The sequence below is a fragment of the Roseobacter sp. N2S genome, from assembly GCF_031454055.1.
Lineage (GTDB): Bacteria > Pseudomonadota > Alphaproteobacteria > Rhodobacterales > Rhodobacteraceae > Amylibacter.
Map to the genome: position 1 here is coordinate 112,458 of NZ_JAVDQB010000005.1, position 22,765 is coordinate 135,222.

Sequence of the window (22,765 nt, forward strand, 5' to 3'; positions counted from 1 at the left end):
TTGTTCAAACTTTGGGAGGAACAAACATGACCTTGCGACTAAAAGGAACCACTGCGTTAAGCATAGCTGCCTGCTTGCTGACCGCACCTGCGTTCGCTGACATGGATGCCGGCAAGGCATTTCTGGACAGCGAAATCGGGGATCTGTCTGCCCTGACACGGGAAGAGCAAGAAGCCGAACTGCAATTCTTTGTGGATGCGGCCAAACCCTTTGCGGGGATGTCCATCAATGTTGTGTCCGAAACCATCGGCACGCATACATATGAATCCACCGTTCTGGCCCCTGCTTTTGAAGCCATCACAGGCATCAAAGTCACCCATGACCTGATCGGCGAAGGCGACGTTGTTGAAAAGCTGCAAACACAAATGCAGTCAGGCGAAAACATCTATGACGCCTATATCAACGACTCTGATCTGATCGGCACCCACTGGCGCTATCAACAGGCGCGCAACCTGACGGACTGGATGACCGGCGAAGGCGCATCCGTGACCAACCCGGGTCTGGACCTTGACGATTTCATCGGCCTGTCCTTTACAACTGGCCCCGATGGCAAAGTCTATCAGTTGCCTGACCAACAATTCGCGAACCTTTACTGGTTCCGGTATGACTGGTTCAACGACGAGCAAAACAAAGCCGATTTCAAAGAGAAATACGGCTATGATCTGGGCGTTCCGGTAAACTGGTCCGCATATGAAGACATTGCTGAATTCTTCACAGGCCGTGACCTGTCACGCTTGGGTGTTGAAGGCGAAGTCTTTGGCAACATGGATTACGGTAAAAAAGACCCCTCTTTGGGGTGGCGTTACACAGATGCGTGGCTGTCAATGGCTGGTGCGGGTGATGTGGGCGAACCGAACGGCCTGCCGGTTGACGAATGGGGTATTCGTGTAAACGAAAATTCACAACCCGTTGGGTCTTGTGTAGCCCGTGGCGGCGCAACCAACGGACCAGCCGCTGTTTATGCTGTGACCAAAGCGATCGAATGGCTGGGCAAATATTCCCCCCCTGCCGCCGCTGGTATGACGTTCTCTGAAGCGGGTCCAATCCCTGCGCAGGGTAATGTTGCCCAACAAATGTTCTGGTACACCGCCTTTACTGCGGCATCCGTAGAACCTGATCTGCCTGTGATGAACGAAGATGGCACACCGAAATGGCGCATGGCACCTTCGCCACACGGCGCATATTGGACTGAGGGCACAAAAATCGGCTATCAAGACGCTGGTTCTTGGACGCTGATGAAATCCACCCCTGTGGATCGCGCACAAGCGGCATGGCTCTATGCACAGTTCGTGACTTCAAAAACCGTAGACGTGAAGAAATCCCATGTTGGTCTGACATTCATCCGTGAATCTTCAATCCAGCACGAAAGCTTCACCGAGCGGGCGCCAAAACTGGGCGGTCTGGTAGAATTCTACCGCTCTCCGGCCCGTGTTCAGTGGTCGCCAACAGGGACAAACGTACCAGATTACCCAAAACTGGCCCAACTGTGGTGGCAGAACATCGGCGACGCTATGTCCGGTGCGAAAACCCCGCAAGAAGCATTGGATGCGCTTTGTGCTGATCAGGAAAAAGTCCTGATCCGTCTGGAACGTGCCGGTGTTCAAGGCGATATTGGCCCGAAAATGAACGAGGAACGGGATCCGGAATATTGGTTGTCTCAGCCTGGTTCGCCAAAAGCCAAACTTGCCAACGAAGACGAAGAGCCTAAAACAGTATCGTATGACGAGCTGATCAAATCCTGGCAGTAAGCCGGTGATGCGGGGTCGGGCAACCGTCCCCGCCTGAAAAAACCTTGATCGGCCAGACCATCTTTGGCCGATCATCCCCGCGCCCGCCCACGCTGGCCCGCGCAATGACATCCCTTTAGACGTGGACACCCCATGACCCATATTCTTGCAATTGATCAGGGCACGACCTCCACCCGCGCCATCCTGTTTGACGCCAAAATGGCCCCGATCGCCAGCGCACAGGAAGAATTTCACCAGCATTTCCCGAAATCCGGCTGGGTCGAACACGATCCCAAAGACCTTTGGGCCACCACCGCAGGCACTTGCCGCGCCGCCATTGAACGGGCAGGAATTTCATCCGCCGACGTGACTGCCATTGGCATCACCAACCAGCGCGAAACCACCGTTGTCTGGGACAGAAAAACCGGCGCGCCCGTCTATAACGCCATTGTCTGGCAAGATCGCCGCACTGCCGAATACTGCCGCGACCTGCGCAATGCAGGCCACGGGGAAATGATTTCAGACCGCACCGGCCTGCTGGTTGACCCCTATTTTTCCGGCACAAAACTGCGCTGGATTTTAGAAAATGTTGACGGCGCACGCGCACGCGCTGAAAACGGAGAGTTGCTGTTTGGCACGGTAGACAGCTATCTGATCTGGAAGCTGACAGGCGGCAAAGTTCACGCCACCGACGCCACAAACGCCGCCCGCACCATGTTATACGACATCCGCAAAGGCCGCTGGAGCAGTACAATCTGCGACCTGCTTGGCATCCCCATGGCGATGCTGCCAACAGTCAAAGACTGCGCCGCCGATTTTGGCACCACCCGCGCCGATCTTTTTGGCCGCGAAATTCCGATTTGTGGCGTTGCCGGCGATCAACAGGCCGCCACCGTGGGGCAGGCTTGCTTTAAACCCGGCATGTTGAAATCCACCTATGGCACGGGCTGTTTTGCCCTGCTGAACACAGGCGAAACCCCCGTTGTGTCAAAAAACCGCCTGCTGACCACCATCGCCTATCAACTGGACGGCAAACCGACCTATGCGCTGGAAGGGTCTATTTTTGTGGCAGGCGCCGTGGTGCAATGGCTGCGCGACGGGCTGCAAATCATCAAAGACGCCGCCGCCACCCAATCACTGGCAGAACAGGCCGACCCCCATCAAAATGTGATCCTTGTGCCGGCCTTTGTCGGCCTTGGCGCACCCTATTGGGATGCGGAATGCCGCGGTGCGGTGTTTGGTCTGACCCGTGGGTCAGGCCCTGCCGAAATGGCCATGGCCGCATTGGAAAGTGTGGGCTATCAAACCCGCGACCTGCTGGAAGCCATGTCTGCCGATTGGCAAGCCGACGGAGTACAACCAACCCTGCGGGTGGATGGCGGCATGTCGGCCAATGATTGGGCCATGCAATTCCTGTCAGACATTATCGCCGCCCCTGTGGACCGCCCCAAAGTACTGGAAACCACCGCGCTCGGCGCGGCATGGCTGGCGGGAATGCATGCTGGGATTTATCCGGATCAAGACACATTTGCTGAAAGCTGGGCGCTCGACAATCAGTTCACGCCCCAGATGGAAGAACCCAAACGCACTGAAAAATATTCCGCTTGGAAACGCGCTATCAAAGCCACCATGAGCGTCTGAGCAAGGCCATGATTTTCCCGCCCAGCTTTTCCTTCGCCAGCCCCGCAACGCTTCATTTCGGGCGCGGCCAACGCCACCAAACCGCAGCGCTGGCCGCTGGATATGGTGCCAGCGTTTTGCTGGTTCACGGGGCCACGGCGGCGCGCGCCGACTGGTTGCTATCAGATTTGATTACAGCGGGTCTACAAGTCAGCACCCTAAGCTGTTCCCACGAACCCGACCTGCCAGACCTAGACGCCGCTTTGACGCAGATCAAAGGGGTAAACCCCGATGTGGTTATCGCATTGGGCGGCGGCTCTGTGATGGATTTTGCCAAGGCACTGTCCGCGCTGATCCCCTGCAAAGGACCAGCCATTTCTTACCTAGAAATCGTCGGCGATGGCCGCCAGCTAGATCACCCCCCGCTGCCTATGATTGCCCTGCCAACCACAGCAGGCACAGGGGCCGAGGTCACGAAAAACGCAGTGATCACTGTGCCGGATCGTGCCATCAAGGTTAGTTTACGCGACCCACGTATGATCCCGTGCTGTGCCATTGTTGACGCAGACCTGATGCAGGGCGCGCCGAAATCCGTTGCCTTAGCTTCGGCTTTGGACGCAGTCACCCAAGTGATCGAACCCTATTTGTCCACAAAAGCCACCCCGATGACCGACGCGCTGTGCCACGCGGCCATTCCGGTCGGGCTGAACGCCCTGCGCAATCTGGTAGAACAGGACGCGCCCGAAGCATGGGATCAAATGGCATGGGTCAGCACCTGTGGCGGGCTAGCCTTGGCTAATTCTGGGCTGGGGGCCGTGCATGGTTTTGCAGGCGTGATTGGCGGCAGGACCAACGCCCCCCACGGTGAAATCTGCGGTACGCTGCTGCCTGCGGTTCTGAACTCTCATCTGGCTAAAGCACAGCCGCAAACAGACCTGTCTGATCGCTTGCACTGGGTAACGGCACAGATCGACACTGCCTTTGGCGGGGGCCGACAAAACACAGGAATTGCCGCCCTTACTGACTGGTCGCGCATTATGGGATTGCGCGGATTAGGTGCTCTTGGCCTCTCCCGTTCGGACTATACAAAGGTCGCCAGCCTGTCAGCAGATGCCTCTTCGATGAAGGGCAATCCGTTTGTTCTGTCCCAAAGCGAATTGGAGCAGATTTTAACGGCAGCAGACTAGGTTAGCTGCCGTTATTAAAGCGCGGCGTCAGATATCGAGCGTGTTTTCCCGTTCCCAGCTGGAAAAATGCGACACGAAAGACGTCCACTCCTGAAGTTTCATTTTCATGAAAGACTTTGAAAAATCATCCCCCATCATCGCCTTCAATTCGGGGTCGGCATCATAGGCACGAATGGCGTCCAGCAGGTTCAACGGCAGACGCGGCGCATCTTTGATCAGATGCCCATCGGCGTACATATCAATGTCATGGCGCGGGCCGGGGTCCGCTTTGGATTGAACGCCAGACAGGCCTGCTGCAATGATGACCGCTTGCAACAGATAGGGGTTCACCGCGCCATCTGGCAGACGCAGCTCAAACCGACCCGGCCCTGGCACCCGTACCATATGGGTGCGGTTGTTGCCCGTCCAAGTGACCGAATTTGGCGCCCAAGTGGCCCCTGATGTGGTGCGCGGTGCATTAATCCGTTTATAGCTGTTCACTGTGGGATTGGTGATCGCCGCCAAAGCCGAGGCGTGTTTCATGATGCCCCCCAGAAAACAACGCCCCTGATCGGACAGACCCAACTCCTTGTCCATATCAACAAAGGCGTTCACCTCACCTTTTGCATCCCAGACCGACACATGGGCATGGCAGCCGTTGCCTGTCAGCCCTTCTATGGGTTTGGGCATAAAGGTGGCGCGCAGACCGTGTTTTTCGGCCACGGATTTCACCATGAATTTGAAAAAGCTGTGGCGGTCGGCCGTGACCAAAGCATCTGCAAATTCCCAGTTCATTTCGAACTGACCGTTGGCATCTTCGTGATCGTTTTGATAGGGGCCCCAGCCCATATCCAGCATGTAATCGCAAATTTCCGCGATCACATCGTAACGGCGCATTACGGCTTGTTGGTCATAACAGGGCTTTTCCGCAGTGTCTGCGGCATCTGAAATGGCGTCCCCTTCTGGCGTCAACAGAAAAAATTCAGCCTCGATCCCGGTCTTAACCCGCAACCCTTCTTTAGCGGCAGCCGTAACCAGTTTGCGCAACACATTGCGGGGCGCTTGTTCTACATCCGTGCCTTCCATCACACAATCCGCAGCGACCCAAGCCACATCCGGTTTCCACGGCAGTTGGATCACCGTGTCAGGATCAGGAATGGCCAACATGTCAGGATGCGCCGGTGTCAGGTCAAGCCATGTGGCGAACCCTGCAAACCCTGCGCCGTCTTCTTGCATCTGGGCAATCGCTTGTGCAGGCACCAGTTTCGCACGCTGCCCGCCGAAAAGATCGGTGTAAGAAATCATGAAATATTTGACGCCCGTTTCCCGGGCAAAAGTTGCTAAGTCCACTGTCATCGTTTTAGTCCCTGTTGTTATTTTTGTGGTCTTGATGCGAAAGGGGGGCCATCAAGCCCCCCCGTGTTAAAAGCCCCCCTGCCCCGGAATCCAGTTTGTGCCCGCCAGCGGAACACCCGCCATTGCGGCCGCTTCCATGGTAAGTGCGCACAGATCCTCTGGTTCAAGATTATGCACATGATTGTGGCCACAGGCCCGCGCGATGGTTTGGGCTTCTAGGGTCAGAACGGACAGATAGTTGCGCAAACGGCGGCCTGCTTCCACCGGATCAAGACGTTGCATCAGCGCGGGGTCTTGGGTGGTGATGCCAGCCGGATCGCGGCCTTCGTGCCAGTCGTCATATGCTCCAGCGGTGGTGCCAAGCGCATTATACTCGGACTCCCATTTGGGATCATTGTCCCCCAGTGCAATCAGGGCAGCGGTGCCAATTGAAACCGCATCGGCCCCTAGCGCCAGCGCCTTGGCCACGTCTGCGCCAGTACGGATGCCGCCCGAAACAACCAGTTGAACTTCGCGGTGCATACCAAGGTCTTGTAGTGCTTTTACCGCCGGGCGAATACAGGCCAACGTCGGCAGGCCCACATGTTCGATAAACACGTTTTGCGTCGCCGCAGTGCCGCCTTGCATACCGTCCAGAACCACCACGTCAGCGCCCGCTTTTACCGCCAAGGCCGTGTCATAATAGGGACGCGCGCCGCCGATTTTCACGTAAATCGGTTTTTCCCAACCAGTGATTTCCCGCAGTTCCAGAATTTTGATTTCCAGATCATCAGGCCCCGTCCAATCAGGGTGCCGACAGGCCGAACGCTGGTCGATCCCCACAGGAAGGTCGCGCATGCCAGCCACCCGTTCGGTGATTTTCTGCCCCAGCAACATGCCCCCGCCACCGGGTTTGGCGCCCTGCCCGACGACAATTTCAATAGCATCGGCGCGGCGCAGATCGTCAGGATTCATCCCATAGCGGGATGGCAGATATTGATAGACCAGCTTGCTGGAATGACCGCGTTCTTCTTCGGTCATGCCCCCGTCGCCAGTAGTTGTGGATGTACCCGCGGCAGATGCGCCGCGGCCCAAAGCCTCTTTTGCGGGGCCGGACAAAGACCCGAAACTCATACCCGCGATGGTGATCGGGATGTCCAATTCAATCGGTTTCTTGGCAAAACGTGTGCCCAAAGTAACCTTGGTTTCACATTTCTCGCGGTAGCCTTCCAAAGGGTAGCGCGACACAGACGCCCCTAAAAACAGCAGGTCGTCGAAATGGGGCACAGGGCGTTTTGCGCCACCACCGCGAATATCATAGATGCCCGTGGCAGCTGCGCGGCGGATTTCGGAATTCACGTCATTGCTGAACGTGGCTGACTGGCGGGGTAGCGTTTGGGGAATGGATTTATCGCTCATGTCAAAGCCTTAATAAGCCGACGCATTGTCGACGTGGAAATGATACAACTCGCGGGCTGACCCGTAGCGTTTGAACTCTTCGGGTTTGGCATCAGCCTCGGCGCGGGTCAGCAGGTCCGTCAAAATCGCCAGATGTTCGGGCCGCATTTCTTTTTCAACGCAATCCGCGCCCAGTGATTTGACCGATCCGCGCACGAACAAACAGGCTTCGTACAAAGAATCCCCAAGCGCGTCGCCAGCATCGCCCAGCACCACAAGATTGCCCTTCTGCGCCATGAAAGCCGACATATGGCCGATGTTGCCATGCACCACGATGTCGATGCCTTTCATGGAAATACCGCAGCGCGAACTGGCATTGCCTTTGATCACCAACAATCCGCCGTGGGCCGTGGCGCCTGCGTATTGGCTGGCATCCCCGTCGATCACCACGGTGCCGGACATCATGTTTTCCGCAACCCCCGGCCCGACCGAGCCTTTGACCTTGATCGTCGCTTGCTTGTTCATACCGCCGCAATAATAGCCCGTCGGACCATTGATCTGCACCTCTATCGGCGCATCCAGACCGACGGCCAGCGCATGGGCCCCGCGCGGGTTCAACACCTGCCAAGCGGTTTCATTTGTCTGTTGCGACTGGGATTGCAATGTCGCATTCAGCGCGCGCAACTCGGTTGTTGCCATGTCGATGGTCTGCATCTTATCGCTCCCAAAAATAGACGGTTGCGGGTTCTGGCTCCCAGACCCGTGCGGTTTCAATATCGGGCAGATTCACCAAAGCACGGTATTCGCTGCCAAAGGCCACATAGTCGTCGGTTTCGGCCAGAACGGCGGGTTTGCAGGCGATGGGATCACGCACCACGCCAAAGCCGTTTTTCGTCCCCACAACAAAGGTGTAAAACCCGTCGAGATCGTTCAGGCCTGCTTCTAGCGCCTGCCCCAGATTAGCACCCTCACGCATTTTCCAAGTCAGATAGGCCGCCGCGACCTCGCTGTCATTCTGGCTGGATACGGTTACGTTTTCACGGGCCAGTTTACGCCGCAGGGAATTATGGTTGGACAGTGATCCGTTATGTACAAGACACTGATCTGCGCCGGTTGAAAACGGATGCGCCCCGTCTGTTGTGACGGCACTTTCAGTCGCCATACGGGTGTGGCCGATGCCGTGACTACCATCCATGGCGCGGATGCCAAAGCGGTCGGCCACATCTTTGGGCAGACCGACTTCTTTGAAAATCTCCATCGACGTACCGCCACCCATAATGCGAAGCGTTGGAAATTGGGCGGCTAAAGCGGTGGGAACAGTTTCGCTTAATGTGTCAGGCAGTGAAATCACCGCATGTGTATCAATAGCCCGCAGGCTTGCGTCCTTGGCGTGCTCCTCCAGCCAGGTCGACACGGCCGGGAAAATCAAATCCGGCGTGTCACTTTGCACCGTCAGTTTGAACGCATCGCTATCCCCGTAAATTGCGATGCCAGCACTGTCAGGACCGCGATCCGTCATCGTGATCAACATATCCGTCAGGCAATTCCCCAATTGAGGGCGCAGCCTATCTGTCTTGAGGAACAAACCGACAATTCCGCACATTCCGTTTTCCACCTTATTTTTTAGCGACTCAGGGATTGAGTCGCGCCGCACTTAATGCCTAACAGGAAATAAAAATTCATTCTAGGAATTTAAATTCCGCTCAGGGTCTCGCCAACTTATTCCTTTTGCCTGCACAATCTTTAGGCGGCTTTGTCAGCGCTGCGTGCATTTCTGGCAGTTTCCAGATGGAGTTAGGAATTTTGCGGATAGCTGATGACAGACAGATATCGGATCGGCAGCGTCACCAAACCTTCTGGCCCATGCACCGCATCGGCATCAAAAAACAGACTGTCCCCCGGTTCCAATCGAAAAAGCTTATCGCCGTGACGATAATCCACCACCCCGTCTAGCATATAGATCGTCTCAATGCCTTCGTGCTGGAACGCAGGAAAAACGTCTGAATCCTCGCTCAGGGTAATAAGATAGGGTTCAACCACCACGCCACTGTTGTTTGCCCCGATGTGCCCTAGCAAATTATACTGGTGCCCGGCCCGAGTGCCTGATCGTTGTACTTCTGCACCCTCGCCCGCTTTCACATGCATCACACCGCGCGGTTCGTCATACCCCGCAAAAAAGGAAACCAGTGGCACGCCAAGTGCTTTGGTCAAAGTTTGCAGAGTGGTTAAGGACGGCGAGGTGACGCCGTTTTCAATTTTCGACAACATACCGGCTGAAATTCCGGTTTTCTCTGACAGGTCATTCACCGTCAAGCGTTGGCGTTTGCGCTGGGTGCGCACCTCATGGCCAATGGCCAGTTCCAGATTATTTTCCCGCCGCTCCCTTATTTTATGGGGGTTTTGTTTTAGTGGGATATTCGCCTTATCAGAGGAAGGGGTTGGCAAGGGATTTCCTTTCTAGGCGGAATAAGTTCGATGCTGTGGGTGTGGAGTGACACGGCGAACGGTTCGACAAAATGGCCACATTCCAGTTTAAATGCAAAGCCCGAAGAGTGAGCCACGCTTTTTCATGGGCTAGACTGGGGCTGTTAAGGTTAAGGCCGATTCTGAGCGTCATTTAGTAACGGCGGTTTGATGTACATTTTTCAACCAAAGCGCCCCACCTTACATCTTCCAATTACGTCCAATAAAACCAGTTTTTCAGGTTGTTATGCGGATCTCTTCAATTATCCCGAATTCTTGCTCCAAAGCACGGTGCAGTTCATCAAATAAATGGGTTTTTATGTAGTTTGCAACAAATCGGCTTGGGGCTAGAAGTTCCACCACTCCGCCTGTTTGCTTTGTGAGACTAAGACGGGCATACCAATTCTGGAAAACCGCTTCATCATTGGCCCGCAGATTGCGTTGTACCGCCCGCCACGTCCCTGGTTTGTCTGGCACCACGTCTTCAGGTTTGGATGCTGGAGTCGCTGCGAAATCAACCTTCACCACATTTGCAGTTTTGACGGGCGCATTCATTGCCATGCGCTCTTCAAAATCCGGGCCGACAGCTTTCCAAGATGGTTCAGACAGTTTCGCTACAATTGAAAGGTTAAGTGTATAGGCCCCTACCCTGCCCCGAACACCGGATCTTTTGCAAACAAGAATCTGCGCATCCGTCAGCCGCTTCATTTCCCGCTTTACTGTTCTTTCATTAACCGCCCACATTCTGGCGATGTCGCGCTGTCCCACGGTCAATTCATTCGCCCGCCAGTTATAGCGTGCTGTGATCAATGCGATAAGGCGCATCATCGAAGTTTGTTCGGTTGCGGTGCCGTGAAGTCCCAATAGGGTTAGGGCTGTAAGTATGTCATACTTCAGCGATCCGGCTTCCGGACCGGTTAGTCGCTTGGGTTCCATTTTGTGCCTGTCATTCTGTCTGCCTCGTAAGTGATCGACTTTTTAAGGGTGTCGATTCTGCTTGTGACTGATGAAGGCACGAATTCCCGTTTTTTGTCAATGACTTTGAAATATCGGGATATTCTGTAAATAATTTAAAAAGCAGGATTAGTTAAGGTTTAATGGTTAAGGGGGACACTCAGGCTGTCACCTTAATGGACATCCTGTGTCACCTATTAGGGCTTATGTGGTTGCTTTTGTGTCACCCTATTTTCTGAGTTGGCCAAGGAAACCCAGCCAATATCGCGTTATTTTTCCGAATCACAGGATAACGCGAAGTTTTTCAAAATTCCGTTTTGCTCTTTTCGTCAATTCCCGTTATTCAACAAGTATGTGTTAAAAACAAGAGTAGAACAATGCGCAATCATAAAGACCTACAACATATGAATGAACGTAGTCTCACGCAGCAGGCAGCGGTGAGACGGGCGACATTTTCCCCCGGCGAAGTAAAGGCACTGCGGCCCTTTTCAATCTGGGAGATTAGCCAGTTTATGTTCGATGTGTCAGCGGATACGCTGCGCAAGAAACTGATGGACGATCCTTCCCTGCCCCAAGGTGTCACAGAGGAAGACGGTCGGCAACGTTGGTTCTCGTTAGAAGAGATCAACGAGCTGCGCCGCCGTGTGAAATTTCGGGGTAAGACCCTTATGCCCAAACGCCCGAAGGGTCGCGCTATGCGGGTTGCAGTGTCTAATTTTAAAGGTGGGGTCGGTAAAACTGTGGTCGCCCAGCATTTGGCCAATGCGGCGGCTTTGGACGGGTATCGGGTTTTATGTGTTGATTTTGATCCGCAAGCCACGCTGACCCATTCCATGGGGATAACCGAGGTAAAGGAGTGGAATACGGTTTGGGGCATTATGTGCCGTGATCTGTGCCGGGAGGCTGACCGTATTATAGAGGGTTATGACGACCCCGATGATTGCCCCTACCCCTCTTCCGAAGAATTGCCCGATGATGTGCGCTCTATCGGATCACAACGGGTTCAGGATTTTATTCAGCCTACGTGCTGGCCAACAATCGACATCATTCCCTCTTGCGCCAACGCAGCATTTGTTGAATTTGCCTCGGCTCAATATCGTGCGCTGCACAAAGCCTGGAGCTTTTTTGGCTGCATGGCCCGCTACTTGGACGAGTTGCCAGAAGACCAATATGACATCATCATTTTCGATTGCCCGCCCGCCATCGGCTATCAATCCCTGAATGCGGCTTTTGCGGCGGATATTCTGTATATTCCGTCAGGCCCCGGTTATTGGGAGTATGACAGCACCACCAGTTACTTGGGCCAGTTGGGCGATGCGATGGCGGATATCTCGGATGGTTTCGGGGCCTTGGCGAAAGATGCTGGCATTACCTTGCCCAAAGAGTTTGCCGATATTCGGGTCTTGATGACGCGGTTTGAAACTACAAACCCGCTGCATTCCGCAATGATGGATGCGTTCAGAAATGTGTTTGGCGCGGATGTGTGCCAGAACCCTGTGGAAATGACGCGGGCTGTTGAACAGTCTGGCCGTTTTCAAATGTCCGTCTACGAACAGGATTATCGCCATATGACGCGCGAAACATGGAAGCGCGCGCGCCATAGTTTTGATCGTGCATACGGCGAGTTTCTGGAAACGGTTTTGGGCGCTTGGGACAAACACAACCAGACTGAGGGAGCAGAGTAATGACGTCGAAAAACAAATTCGGGTTTGGACCGCTGGACACCTCGGGGCCGATTGCGCGTCCATCGCGCAGTGTCGGGCCGATGGGTGCGGCTGTTCGTGAAGCGGCAGACAGCCTGCAAGAAACAACCGAAGCCAAGGTAGAGCAGCGCCGCCAGAACGCGCGTGATGCCAAAGACTACCGCGACGCAGCTGAACAAGGCCGCGTTTTACACGCCATTCCTTTGGCTGAAATTTCCACTGATGATCTTCCACGTGACCGGCTGGAACTGGACTCTGTTGCGGTTTCTGCCGAAATGGACGAACTCAAAGCCTCTATTCGGGAACGGGGCCAGAAGGAACCTGTTGAGGTTTTTTTGGGTGAGGATGGACGGTATCAGCTAAAGAAGGGCTGGCGTCGTTTCACTGCGTTGTCCCAACTTTTGGATGAAACCGGCGATCAGGCCTTTGGAACGATCTTGGCGCGGATTGATCGCGCACAAGATGATCGGATCACCCGGTACATTGATATGGTCGAAGAAAACGTTGTGCGTGAGGATCTGACTTTTGCCGAAATGGCCCAGGTTGTGATCGCCGCGGCACAGGACGATCAGGTGGATGGCAGCGATGCCGAAGCTTTGGTTGGCCGGCTTTTTGCTTCGCTTCATAAGATGAAACGCTCTTACATTCGCAGTTTCGTGTTCTTGCTCACTACGCTGGATGGGTCACTGCAATGGCCCAAAGATGTCTCGCGGAATTTGGGCGTGGATGTTGCGCGTGCTTTGAAGGCGGGTCAGGGGGATGCGGCTGATCTGCGTGCTAAGCTGTCCGAGTGCCAAAGCCGAGAGGATCAGGCGTTGGTTTTGGCGGCCTTTACTTCGTCGAGTAAGCCGGCCCAAACATCGTCTGCGTCGAAGCGGGAGCCGAAGGAAAAATTTGAGTTCCACGTGGGCGAAATGAAAGTCACCGCTCGCAATGGGGAATGCCGGATCGTCAGTCGCGTGGATTTTGCCAGTGTCCCTAAGGACAAGTTGGAACAAGCTATCCGTGCTTTTGAACTGGCCTTGCGCGGTTAAAGTAACCCGTGGGTTACGGGGGTAAGGTAATCCACGGGTTACGATCTAGGCGTTCGCCAGATTTTCAATGGCCAGAACAACCGCTTGCGTCGTGCTTTCAATGTGCAGACGAATAACCCGTTGGGCCATTTCCACATCTTTATCCAGTGCTGCATCCAGCAATTCACGATGTTCTGTGTGAATGTCGCGGGTTAAAACCGTGCGCACACGGCTAAGTCTGCGATAGCGTTCATGGTGTTTGAACATGCTGTCGCGGGTGCGTAATAACCAGACGGACGGGCAGGCGGCGACCAAAGCTTCGTGGAAGGCGTGATTCAACCGTTCCCATTCTGACAGGGCTTCGACCCCTTGGGCCGGGCCAGTTTCCTGCCGTTCAAGCCGATGAAAGGTGGTGATGACTCGCTCTTCCCAAGTTGAATCCCCAAGAGGGATTGACTGGCCTAATGCCTCGGCTTCGACCATCTTACGCAGGTCACCGATTTCGCGGGCGTCTTGCGCGGTGAAAGGGGCAACAAGGAACCCCCGTTGCCCTAGTATTTCTACCAGATGATCTCCTGCCAATCGGGACATTGCTTCGCGCAAAGGGCCGGATCCGATGTCATACCGACTGCGCAGCATTTCGATTTTCAGCTTTTGACCGGGTGCCAATGCACCAGACACAATGTCTTCGCGTAGCAATCTATAGGCCCGCTCCGCTGTTGTCTTTGCAGGGCCTGTGGTGGAATCGGCGGTTGTTGTTTTCATCTCGGCTCTCCTGACGGAAGGGGTTTAGCCTGTCCGTACGCGCTAGGCTAGAATTTTAAGGATACACTGAGAATTTTAAAAATGTAAATATTTTAGTTGACTATCACATAATATAGATATTTCTTGCGGCGTGAGGAGGACGCAATGCAAACACACATCCAAGCAGATTCGCATGGGGGCTGGTTAGCTCGTTGCAGCGCCGTTCTGGCAAAAGGCGAGTCCTTTGTGATCGGGGCTTTGATGGTTTCGATCTTCGGACTTTTGATGCTGAATGTGATTTCACGCGCGATGGGGCAGCCAGTGATCTGGGTGGATGAACTGGCGGTCTATCTGATGATTTGGGTGGCTTTGGTCGGCGCGTCCCTTGCTTTGGCAAAGCGGGAGCATCTGGCGGTGACTTTGGTGCCTGACCTGTTGCAACCCACAGGCAGACGGATGTTGTCCCGCATGGTTGATCTGTTGTTGTTTGTTTTTTTCCTAATCCTCAGCGCAATTCTATGGCGCTGGTTTGACCCGTTGACCTTGCTACGCGCAGGTTCTGTCACGGCGTTTACCCGTGAGACATTTAACTTTTTGTATCAGGAACCGACGGTCACGCTTGGTGTGTCTAAAATTTGGTTCTGGTTAATCCTTCCGATTTTCTGCCTGACAGGGCTGATCCACACAGCCGCGCATTTGATGCGGGCAGGGCAGGGGGCGTCATGATTGCTGCGGGTAGTTTCTTTGCATTTCTGGCGGCGGGTGTCCCGATTTCTTTCGCGCTGATCCTGTTGGCGTTGGTCTACATCGCGGTCACGGGCAACTGGATTTTACTTCAATCCCTCCCCCAGCAATTTTTCGGCGGGATGGAAAATTACGGTCTGTTGGCCCTGCCGCTGTTTATCTTGCTGGGGGAATTCATGAACGCTGGCGGGATTGGGCGGCGTTTGATGACGCTGGCTTTGGCGATGCTGGGGCAAATGCGCGGCGGGTTGGCTTATGTCAATCTGGTGGCCAATATGATGATGGCCTCGATCCTTGGGTCCACGGTGGCGCAGATCACTATCATGTCCCGTATCGCGGTCCCTGAAATGGAGCGGGCAGGCTATCCAAAAGATGTCAGCGTGGCGATCACCGCGGCCGGCGGGTTACTGGCCCCGATCATTCCGCCGTCGATGATGTTTATTATCTTTGGCGTGATTGCGCAGTTGCCGATTGGCGATTTGTTCATCGCAGGCATTGTGCCGGGGGTGATGATGTTCACGGGGTTCATTCTGGTTGTGATGTATCTGGGGCGCAAGCACAGTTTCCCCGCAACACCGCCCATGGCGCTGCGGGAACGGGGGCGCGCGGTTTGGAATGCGCTGCCTGCTGCCCTTATCCCGATTGTGATCGTTGGTACCATTCTGGGCGGCATCGCCACCCCGACCGAGGCTGCCGCAATTGCCGCCGCCGCTGCCGCCTTTATCGGGTTGTTTATCTACCGCGAAATGACATGGCGCCAGATTTTGCCTGCCTTTGTGAGTGCAGGTAAAGGATCAGCAGTGGTTCTGTTCCTGATCGCTGCGGCGCAAGTGTTCAGTTGGGTGATCACATTTGAAAACCTGCCGGCGATGGTGGCGGCTTGGATGCAGTCGTTAACCACTTCACCTGTGGTGTTCTTGCTGATGCTGAATGTGCTGTTGCTTTTGCTGGGCATGGTGGTTGATCCGATCCCTGCGATCATTCTGATTGTTCCTGTGTTCCTGCCTGTGGCGCAGGGGGTTTACGGGATTGACCCGTTCCAATTCGGCGTCATCATTTGTTTGAACCTGACCCTTGGTCTGTTGACGCCACCCGTAGGCACCGGACTGTTCACCGCCGCCTTAATGAGCGGCGTGCGGGCTGAACGAATCGCACGTCTGATTATGCCGTTCCTGCTGTCGATTGCACTGGTGCTGATCCTGCTGGCGTTTTTCCCGTCCTTATCTATTGCCCTTAAGGATGCTTTGTGATGGCGCGGATATTAGTCCTTGGCGGTGGTTTGATCGGATGTGGTTGGGCTGCGGCCTTTGCCGGGGCAGGGCATGCAGTTTATGTGGCTGATCCAGACCCGAAAACGGCTGATCGACTGGCTGAAACATGGGCGGCGGCGCAACCCGTTCTGACGGCACTTGGCGTTTTGCATGCCGATGCAAAAACGCCGTGCCATGTGATGGACGTTGCCGAGGCACCAAGCCCTGATCTGGTACAAGAGTCTTTGCCAGAGAATTTAACGCTTAAACACAGGGCCTTACAAGCCTTAGAGAAAGTGATCGCAGCGGATACACCGATTGCGTCTTCTTCTTCGGGTTTCACGCCAGATCAGATAGCGCAAGGCATGGCGCATCCGGATCGTCTGTTTATCGCCCATCCCTGCAACCCGCCGTATTTGATGCCAACTGTTGAACTGGTCGGGCAGGCGGGTACCCCCGCTGCACTGCTGGATCAGGCGGATGCGCTTTATACGGCCATGGGTAAAACCGTTTTACGGATGGCCAAACCCATGCCCGGACATCTGGTCAACCGTTTGCAATTTGCCCTGTGGCGTGAAGCTGTGCATCTGGTGTCGACCGGCGCGGCATCGCTGGCAGATGTGGAACGTGCGGTAAGTGAAGGGCTTGCGCCGCGCTGGTGTTTGATGGGGCCTGCGGGTGTTTTCCATCTATCTGGCGGCGATGCTGGTATGGCGGGTTATCTGGATGCGCTTGGCCCTGCGACCTCCGCCATGTGGAACGATCTGGGCACGCCGGATTTGGACCCTGAAACCGCAAATGCGCTGATTGAAGGCATGAAAAACACCGATCCCCGCAGTCCACAGAACTTGGCACAGGCGCGGGACAGGGCTTTGCCCGTTGTCATGAAGGCTTTGAAACCGATTAAAACTGATTACCACCAAAAGGGAGAGAAACCATGAAACGACTACACAAATTGGCCTTGGGGCTGGCTGCACTTGCCTTGCCGCACAGTGCTATGGCCGAAGAATACCGCCTTGGCCTGATCACCCCGCCGCCCCATCAATGGACCGTATCCGCAACCGAGGCCGCTGCCGAGATCAAGGAAAAGACCGAAGGACGTGTGGACATCTTGATTTTTCCGTCAGGGCAGTTGGGCAACGAGGCACAAATGCTACAACAGTTGCAGACTGGCGCAATGGATTTCGCGTTTTTCACCTTGGGTGAATTCGCCAACCGCAACCCCAACTACGGCATCTTTCTAGCGCCGTATCTGGTAGATGATGTGGCAGGCGCGCGCACCCTGCTGAAAGGTGAAACCGCCACCAAACTGCTGGATGATATGGCCGATTTCGGGCTGGTTGGTTTTGGCTGGGGTATGGCGGGTATGCGGATGATCGTTACCGGTCCCGAGGTGAAAACCGTAGACGACCTGAAAGGCAAAAAAATCCGCACCATTCCGTTTGCACCGGAGCTGGCCTTTTGGCAAAGCCTAGGGGCTGCCCCGACGCCAATGCCGCTGCCCGCACTTTATGACGCCTTTGCCAATGGTCAGGTGGACGGGATGCAGATCGACGTGGAAGGCACGTGGAACACCAAATATTATGAACACGCCAAGTCGATCATCATTTCCAACCACATGATGTTTCCCATGGCGGCTATCGGTTCTGGGCGCAAATGGCAGGGCATTGCCGAAGCAGACCGCGCCATCATAGACGAGGTTTTTGCCCGTAAACTGGACGATATGGTTGGCCAATACGGTGAAATCGACGCGAAATACAAAGCCGAGTTGGAAGCCACAGATGTGCCTGTCACAACCGTGGGGCGCGATTGGTTCGGGCCTGCGATTGATGCATGGTACGAAGAATGGCGCGTCAAAGCACCGATGTTGATCGAGCTTGAAGCTGAAGCAAACCAATAAACCCGATCGGGCCGGAGCAGTGTTCCGGCCCACCCGAGAGGAGTACTTTATGTCTGCCCCCTACCGCGATCTGCGCTACTTGCGCCTGCCTGTGCCCAACCTTGATGCCGCCGCTGAATTTGGCAGTGATATTCTGGGGTTAAAGCTGGAAGACCGCAATGACACCGCCGTTTATTTCCGATCCGATGCCCGCAACCATGCGCTGTGCTATGCGCTGAACGGCGCGGCGTCTGTCGGGATTACAGTTGGCGAACGGGCGGAACTGGACGCTGCTTTTGAGCGTCTGACAGGGGCAGGGTTTGCGCCGCAGTGGTTGAGCGATGAACAGGCCAGCGCGCGTCAGGTTAAAACGGGTTTAACGGTTGCCGCCCCGAACGGTGTGATGGTCGATGTCATCTGGCGGCCTTTGACCTCAGGCTGGCCATTTCACGGGCCGCGCCCCACGGGGATTACCGAACTACAAGCGGTTCAACTGGCCTGCCGCGATGTTCAGGCGGATGAGGCTTTCTGGGTTGATGGCATCGGGGGCACTGTGTCCGATTGGGCAGGACAGGCGGTCTTTGTCAATATTGACGGCGCCCATCATCGGATTGCGCTCTATCCGTCCGATCTGGACGGGGTTTTGGGGATCACCTTTGGTGTGGGCGACGTGGATCACGTCATGCGGAACTGGTATTTCATGCAGGCCCGCCAATTGCCTGTGGCCCACGGACCGGGGCACCAGCCCACATCGGGGTCGCGGTTTGTCAGCACCAAGGGGCTTGGCGATATTCTCTACACTTACGCCACGCCGATGGAACCTGTCGCACCAAACGGACCGCGCCAGTTTCCAGATGAATCCCTAAGCCATTGCGCATGGGGATCGCCCAGCACCATGGCCGAATTCAACGGAGGGTCAAAATCATGATTGAACTGAAAGATGTGGTCTATTGCCGTCTGGGCACCCGCGATCTGGAAGGTGCGGAATGGTATGCGGTCAATATCCTCGGGCTAGAGGTTTCGGGCCGCCGTCCGGGCGCTGTGTATTTCAAATCGGATGCCCGCCAGCATACACTGTGTTATTTCGATGGCGATCCAGCCGATCAAACCACGGCGTTTGAAATCGGTTCGGCTGCGGATTTGAACAGGGCAGGGGCCACGCTCGACGGTTTGGGGCATAGCATCCATTATGGCACCCGCGAGGAATGCGAATTGCGCCATGTGGCCGCATTTATCGGGTTCAACGATCCGATGGGCAACCGGATCGAATTTGTGCTGCGCCCTGATACCACCGCGCGGGCCTATCACGGCACGCGGGATGCGGGGATCACGGGGTTCAGCCATGTGGGCCTGTGTTCGGATAATCTGGAACGGGATGAATTGTTCTGGACCCAAGTGTGCAACGCGCGGGTTTCAGACCGGATCGGCGATGCGCCTTTGATGCGACTTGGCACCATCCACCATTCCATCGCGCTGTTCCCCTATCACAAACCGGGTATCCAGCACATCAACCACCAGGTCGGCGGCACCGATGACATCCAGCGCAGTTTTAACTTTGTGGTGGAAAATCAGGTGAATGTGACCTTCGGACCGGGCCGTCACCCCACGTCTTCGGCAGAGTTTCTGTATTTCACCGGCCCCGAGGGCATGACCTTTGAATATTCCAGCGGCGTTGTGGAAATTCACGACGAACCCCTATGGCGCAATCGTCAGTTTCACTTTGAACCCAAAGGGTTCTGCAAATGGGGGTCCGCCCCCAATATTGCCGCGTTTAAGGATTGATGCAGATGCAAGATCTTTCGCGTATTACCCGTATCGCTGCCCGCGCCCTTGGCCGTGCGGGGTTGGTGCATGCCTATGGCCATTGTTCGGCCCGCGTCGATGCGGATCAGTTTCTGGTCTGCCCTTCTGTGCCGATGGAACATGTGCAAATCGGTCAAACCTGCCCAAACGTTCCCGTGACTGGCCCCCTTCCCGAAGGTGTGCTGGGCGAGGTGCGTTTACACCAGCAAATCTATGCCCGCCGCCCCGAAGCTGGCGGTGTGGTCCGTTTTATGGGGCCAAATATGATGGCACTGGCCGCCTTGGGGTTGGTGCCTGAAATCCGCCACGGATTTGGTACGTATTTCGCACCGCGTGTGGGGCTGTGGGATGATGTCCAATTGGTCCGCGATGACGACCGCGCGATTGGGGTGATTGATGCCATGGGTGACAGCGCAGGGGTGATGATGCGGGGCAATGGCGCAGTGGTCGCGGGCGCAACCCTACCCGAGGCCGTGGGGCTGGCGTGGTATCTCGAAGACATGTGCCGTGTTGAACTGGCGGCGCTGAACGCGGGGCAAACCAATGCCCCTATTATCAACCGCGCGGATGCGGCGGCGCGCGCCACCAAACAAGGGCGCATTTTCGAACGTATGTGGGACTATCTAAGCTATGGCGATCCCGAATTGTCGCAGCAGAACTAAAGGACAAATCAGTGCAAAAGATACTTAACTTTATCGACGGTGAATTCACCGCCGGATCAGGCGGCACGTTCGCCAACCACTTCCCCACAACGGGCGAAGTTTTTGGCGAAACCTCGGCTGCGGGGCGCGATGATGTGGATGCGGCGGTCGGCGCGGCGCGGGCGGCCTTGAAAGGCCCTTGGGGGCGGATGAGCGTGCCTGAACGTGTGGCATTGCTGCGCAAACTGGCCGACGGGATCAACGCGCGGTTTGATGAATTCCTTGCGGCGGAAATCCGTGACACGGGCAAACCGCGTAGCATTGCCAGTCACATCGACATTCCGCGTGGGGCTGCAAATTTCAACGTTTTTGCGGATCAGATCCTGACGTCGAGCACCGAGACTTTTGAAATGGCCACGCCTGATGGTGGCGGCGCATTGAACTATGCGTTGCGCGGCCCGCGCGGTGTAATCGGCGTGGTCTGCCCGTGGAACCTGCCGCTGTTGCTGATGACATGGAAAGTCGCACCAGCGCTGGCGTGCGGCAATACGGTTGTGGTGAAACCATCCGAGGAAACCCCCGCCACCGCCACATTGCTGGGCGAAGTGATGAACGCCGTCGGCATCCCGCGCGGGGTTTATAATGTGGTACACGGCTTTGGGCCGGATGCGGCGGGTGAATTCCTGACCAGTCACCCGGGCGTGGACGGGATCACCTTTACGGGCGAAACCCGCACGGGTGAGGCAATCATGAAGGCAGCGGCCAACGGTGTGCGGCCTGTTTCGCTGGAACTGGGCGGAAAAAACGCAGGTATCATCTTTGATGATGCCGATCTTGCCGCCACAATTGAGGGCATCGGGCGCGCTTGTTTTGCCAATACGGGGCAGGTCTGTCTGGGCACCGAACGCCTGTATGTGCAGCGCGGGATTTATGATCAGGTTTGCGCGGGTCTGGCCGAACAAGCGCGCAGCTATAAACTGGGCGATCCGTTTGATGCTGCTACTACGATGGGCACGGTAATTTCTGCGGAACACCGCGATAAAGTGCTGTCATATTATGACAAAGCCCGCGCTGGTGGCGCTGAAATTCTGGCAGGTGGCGGCGTGCCTGACATGCCAAAACATAAGGGCGGGTATTGGGTGGAGCCCACCGTCTGGACCGGCCTGCCCGAAGACCATCCTGTTGTTACCGAGGAAATCTTCGGCCCTTGCACCCATATCTGCCCTTTTGACACCGAAGAAGAAGGCGTCGCGCTGGCCAATAATTCGCCCTACGGGCTGGCCACTACAATCTGGACCCAGAACCTTGGCACCGCCCACCGCGTTGCCAGCCAGATTGAGGTCGGGATTACTTGGGTAAATTGCTGGTTCCTGCGCGATCTGCGCACGCCTTTTGGCGGATCGAAAGCCAGCGGGATCGGCCGCGAGGGCGGGGTGCATTCGCTCGAATTTTATTCAGAACTGCGTAACGTGTGCATCAAGCTGTAAGGACAAACTATGCTAAGTGAAAAAGACCGCCAAATCGCCGTCGATGGGTTGTTGGAAAGCCACCGTACCAAGGTGCAGGGCCGCCGCCCGTCTGAAATGTTTCCAGACATCGAAATCGCCGACAGCTATGCTATTTCCAGCGCCGTTGCGGCGGCAAAGGTGGCTGAGGGGGCTAAAATAGTTGGCCATAAAATTGGCCTGACATCAAAAGCAATGCAGGCCGCATCAAAGATTGATGAGCCGGATTACGGTTATTTGTTCGATGATCTGGTGCTGCAAGACGGCGCGAAAGTGCAGTTTGACGATTTCTGCGTGCCGCGTGTGGAACCCGAACTGACCTTCATTCTGAAGGAACCGTTGCAGGGGCCGAATATTGGCCTGATCGACGTGATGCGGGCCACTGAATGGGTGATCCCGTCGATTGAAATCATCGACGCCCGCGTGACCGAGCCGCGCAAGATTTTTGATACTGTGGCGGATAACGGCGCGGCTGCTGGCATCGTCTTGGGGGGGCGGCCAGTGCGCCCTGAAGACGTGGATTTACGCTGGGTCGGGGCTGCATTTTATCGCAACAGCCAGATCGAAGAAACCGGTCTGGCCTGCGGTGTGCTGGGGCATCCCGCTATGGCGATTGCTTGGCTGGCCAATAAACTGGCGCCCTTTGGCACCGTACTGGAACCGGGGCACATGATGCTGTCTGGCAGTTTTACCCGTCCGGTTTGGGCCGAAAAAGGCGACACGCTGCACGCGGATTTTGGCCCGCTTGGGTCTGTAGCGGTGCAGTTCGTTTGAATTGACTTCAGGCGTGGGCTGGCAATGGCCCGCGCTTTTCTGCCTT

At 55.6% G+C, this 22,765-nt stretch carries 21 protein-coding genes; 14 read left to right on the forward strand and 7 right to left on the reverse strand.

Going from position 1 to position 22,765, the window contains the following annotated elements; all coding sequences use genetic code 11:
- The first annotated feature begins 26 nt into the window (after positions 1-26).
- The 3 genes from GGE09_RS13370 to GGE09_RS13380 all read left to right on the forward strand — a co-directional run bounded on the left by GGE09_RS13370 (position 27) and on the right by GGE09_RS13380 (position 4,534).
- A complete protein-coding gene (locus GGE09_RS13370; protein WP_309746643.1) occupies positions 27-1,748 on the forward strand; it encodes an ABC transporter substrate-binding protein in 1,722 nt (573 codons plus the stop codon).
- A gap of 132 nt (positions 1,749-1,880) precedes the next feature.
- Entirely contained in the window at positions 1,881-3,368 is a 1,488-nt protein-coding gene (glpK, locus tag GGE09_RS13375) for a glycerol kinase GlpK (RefSeq protein WP_309746644.1), read from the forward strand.
- A gap of 8 nt (positions 3,369-3,376) precedes the next feature.
- Positions 3,377-4,534, forward strand: a complete 1,158-nt coding sequence (locus tag GGE09_RS13380) for an iron-containing alcohol dehydrogenase (RefSeq protein WP_309746837.1) — start codon at positions 3,377-3,379, stop codon at positions 4,532-4,534.
- Positions 4,535-4,561: 27 nt separating this feature from the next.
- On the opposite strand, the gene glnT is transcribed toward GGE09_RS13380, so the two are convergent.
- The 6 genes from glnT to GGE09_RS13410 all read right to left on the reverse strand — a co-directional run bounded on the left by glnT (position 4,562) and on the right by GGE09_RS13410 (position 10,645).
- Positions 4,562-5,869, reverse strand: a complete 1,308-nt coding sequence (glnT, locus tag GGE09_RS13385) for a type III glutamate--ammonia ligase (protein ID WP_309746645.1) — start codon at positions 5,867-5,869, stop codon at positions 4,562-4,564.
- Between the two features lie 66 nt (positions 5,870-5,935).
- Entirely contained in the window at positions 5,936-7,267 is a 1,332-nt protein-coding gene (locus GGE09_RS13390; RefSeq protein WP_309746646.1) for an FMN-binding glutamate synthase family protein, read from the reverse strand.
- A gap of 9 nt (positions 7,268-7,276) precedes the next feature.
- Positions 7,277-7,960, reverse strand: coding sequence for a GXGXG domain-containing protein (locus tag GGE09_RS13395; protein ID WP_309746647.1), 684 nt, complete (start codon positions 7,958-7,960; stop codon positions 7,277-7,279).
- A 1-nt stretch (position 7,961) separates the two neighbouring features.
- On the reverse strand, positions 7,962-8,849 hold the full coding sequence (locus GGE09_RS13400; protein ID WP_309746648.1) for a glutamine amidotransferase family protein: 888 nt from the start codon (positions 8,847-8,849) through the stop codon (positions 7,962-7,964).
- Positions 8,850-9,040: 191 nt separating this feature from the next.
- Positions 9,041-9,691 (reverse strand): XRE family transcriptional regulator, encoded by a 651-nt coding sequence (locus tag GGE09_RS13405; RefSeq protein ID WP_309746649.1) that lies wholly within the window; start codon positions 9,689-9,691, stop codon positions 9,041-9,043.
- 255 nt (positions 9,692-9,946) lie between these two features.
- Positions 9,947-10,645, reverse strand: coding sequence for a DnaA N-terminal domain-containing protein (locus GGE09_RS13410; protein ID WP_309746650.1), 699 nt, complete (start codon positions 10,643-10,645; stop codon positions 9,947-9,949).
- Positions 10,646-11,040: 395 nt separating this feature from the next.
- Between GGE09_RS13410 and GGE09_RS13415 the strand changes: the two genes are divergently transcribed.
- Both GGE09_RS13415 and GGE09_RS13420 read left to right on the forward strand, forming a co-directional pair.
- The gene (locus tag GGE09_RS13415; protein WP_309746651.1) at positions 11,041-12,348 is read left to right on the forward strand and encodes an AAA family ATPase; all 1,308 of its coding nucleotides are present in this window, start codon (positions 11,041-11,043) and stop codon (positions 12,346-12,348) included.
- A complete protein-coding gene (locus GGE09_RS13420; RefSeq protein ID WP_309746652.1) occupies positions 12,348-13,400 on the forward strand; it encodes a ParB N-terminal domain-containing protein in 1,053 nt (350 codons plus the stop codon). The genes GGE09_RS13415 and GGE09_RS13420 overlap by 1 nt, the downstream gene beginning before the upstream one ends.
- A gap of 45 nt (positions 13,401-13,445) precedes the next feature.
- On the opposite strand, the gene GGE09_RS13425 is transcribed toward GGE09_RS13420, so the two are convergent.
- Positions 13,446-14,144, reverse strand: coding sequence for an FCD domain-containing protein (locus tag GGE09_RS13425; protein ID WP_309746653.1), 699 nt, complete (start codon positions 14,142-14,144; stop codon positions 13,446-13,448).
- A 144-nt stretch (positions 14,145-14,288) separates the two neighbouring features.
- On the opposite strand from GGE09_RS13425, the gene GGE09_RS13430 reads away from it, so the two are divergent.
- The 9 genes from GGE09_RS13430 to GGE09_RS13470 are packed head-to-tail and all read left to right on the forward strand — an operon-like array spanning position 14,289 to position 22,719.
- Positions 14,289-14,849 (forward strand): TRAP transporter small permease subunit, encoded by a 561-nt coding sequence (locus GGE09_RS13430; protein ID WP_309746654.1) that lies wholly within the window; start codon positions 14,289-14,291, stop codon positions 14,847-14,849.
- The gene (locus GGE09_RS13435) at positions 14,846-16,117 is read left to right on the forward strand and encodes a TRAP transporter large permease (RefSeq protein ID WP_309746655.1); all 1,272 of its coding nucleotides are present in this window, start codon (positions 14,846-14,848) and stop codon (positions 16,115-16,117) included. The genes GGE09_RS13430 and GGE09_RS13435 overlap by 4 nt, the downstream gene beginning before the upstream one ends.
- The gene (locus tag GGE09_RS13440) at positions 16,117-17,058 is read left to right on the forward strand and encodes a 3-hydroxyacyl-CoA dehydrogenase NAD-binding domain-containing protein (RefSeq protein ID WP_309746656.1); all 942 of its coding nucleotides are present in this window, start codon (positions 16,117-16,119) and stop codon (positions 17,056-17,058) included. The genes GGE09_RS13435 and GGE09_RS13440 overlap by 1 nt, the downstream gene beginning before the upstream one ends.
- Positions 17,055-18,017 carry a TRAP transporter substrate-binding protein gene (locus GGE09_RS13445; RefSeq protein WP_309746657.1) on the forward strand — a complete coding sequence of 321 codons (963 nt, stop codon included), beginning with the start codon at positions 17,055-17,057 and terminating at the stop codon, positions 18,015-18,017. Before GGE09_RS13440 ends, GGE09_RS13445 begins: the two co-directional genes overlap by 4 nt.
- A gap of 49 nt (positions 18,018-18,066) precedes the next feature.
- Entirely contained in the window at positions 18,067-18,924 is an 858-nt protein-coding gene (locus tag GGE09_RS13450) for a VOC family protein (protein ID WP_309746658.1), read from the forward strand.
- Entirely contained in the window at positions 18,921-19,778 is an 858-nt protein-coding gene (locus GGE09_RS13455; protein WP_309746659.1) for a VOC family protein, read from the forward strand. Before GGE09_RS13450 ends, GGE09_RS13455 begins: the two co-directional genes overlap by 4 nt.
- 5 nt (positions 19,779-19,783) lie before the next feature.
- Positions 19,784-20,461 (forward strand): class II aldolase/adducin family protein, encoded by a 678-nt coding sequence (locus tag GGE09_RS13460; RefSeq protein WP_309746660.1) that lies wholly within the window; start codon positions 19,784-19,786, stop codon positions 20,459-20,461.
- 11 nt (positions 20,462-20,472) lie between these two features.
- A complete protein-coding gene (locus GGE09_RS13465; protein WP_309746661.1) occupies positions 20,473-21,927 on the forward strand; it encodes a 2-hydroxymuconic semialdehyde dehydrogenase in 1,455 nt (484 codons plus the stop codon).
- A 9-nt stretch (positions 21,928-21,936) separates the two neighbouring features.
- On the forward strand, positions 21,937-22,719 hold the full coding sequence (locus tag GGE09_RS13470) for a 2-oxo-hepta-3-ene-1,7-dioic acid hydratase (protein WP_309746662.1): 783 nt from the start codon (positions 21,937-21,939) through the stop codon (positions 22,717-22,719).
- The last annotated feature ends 46 nt before the right edge of the window (positions 22,720-22,765 follow it).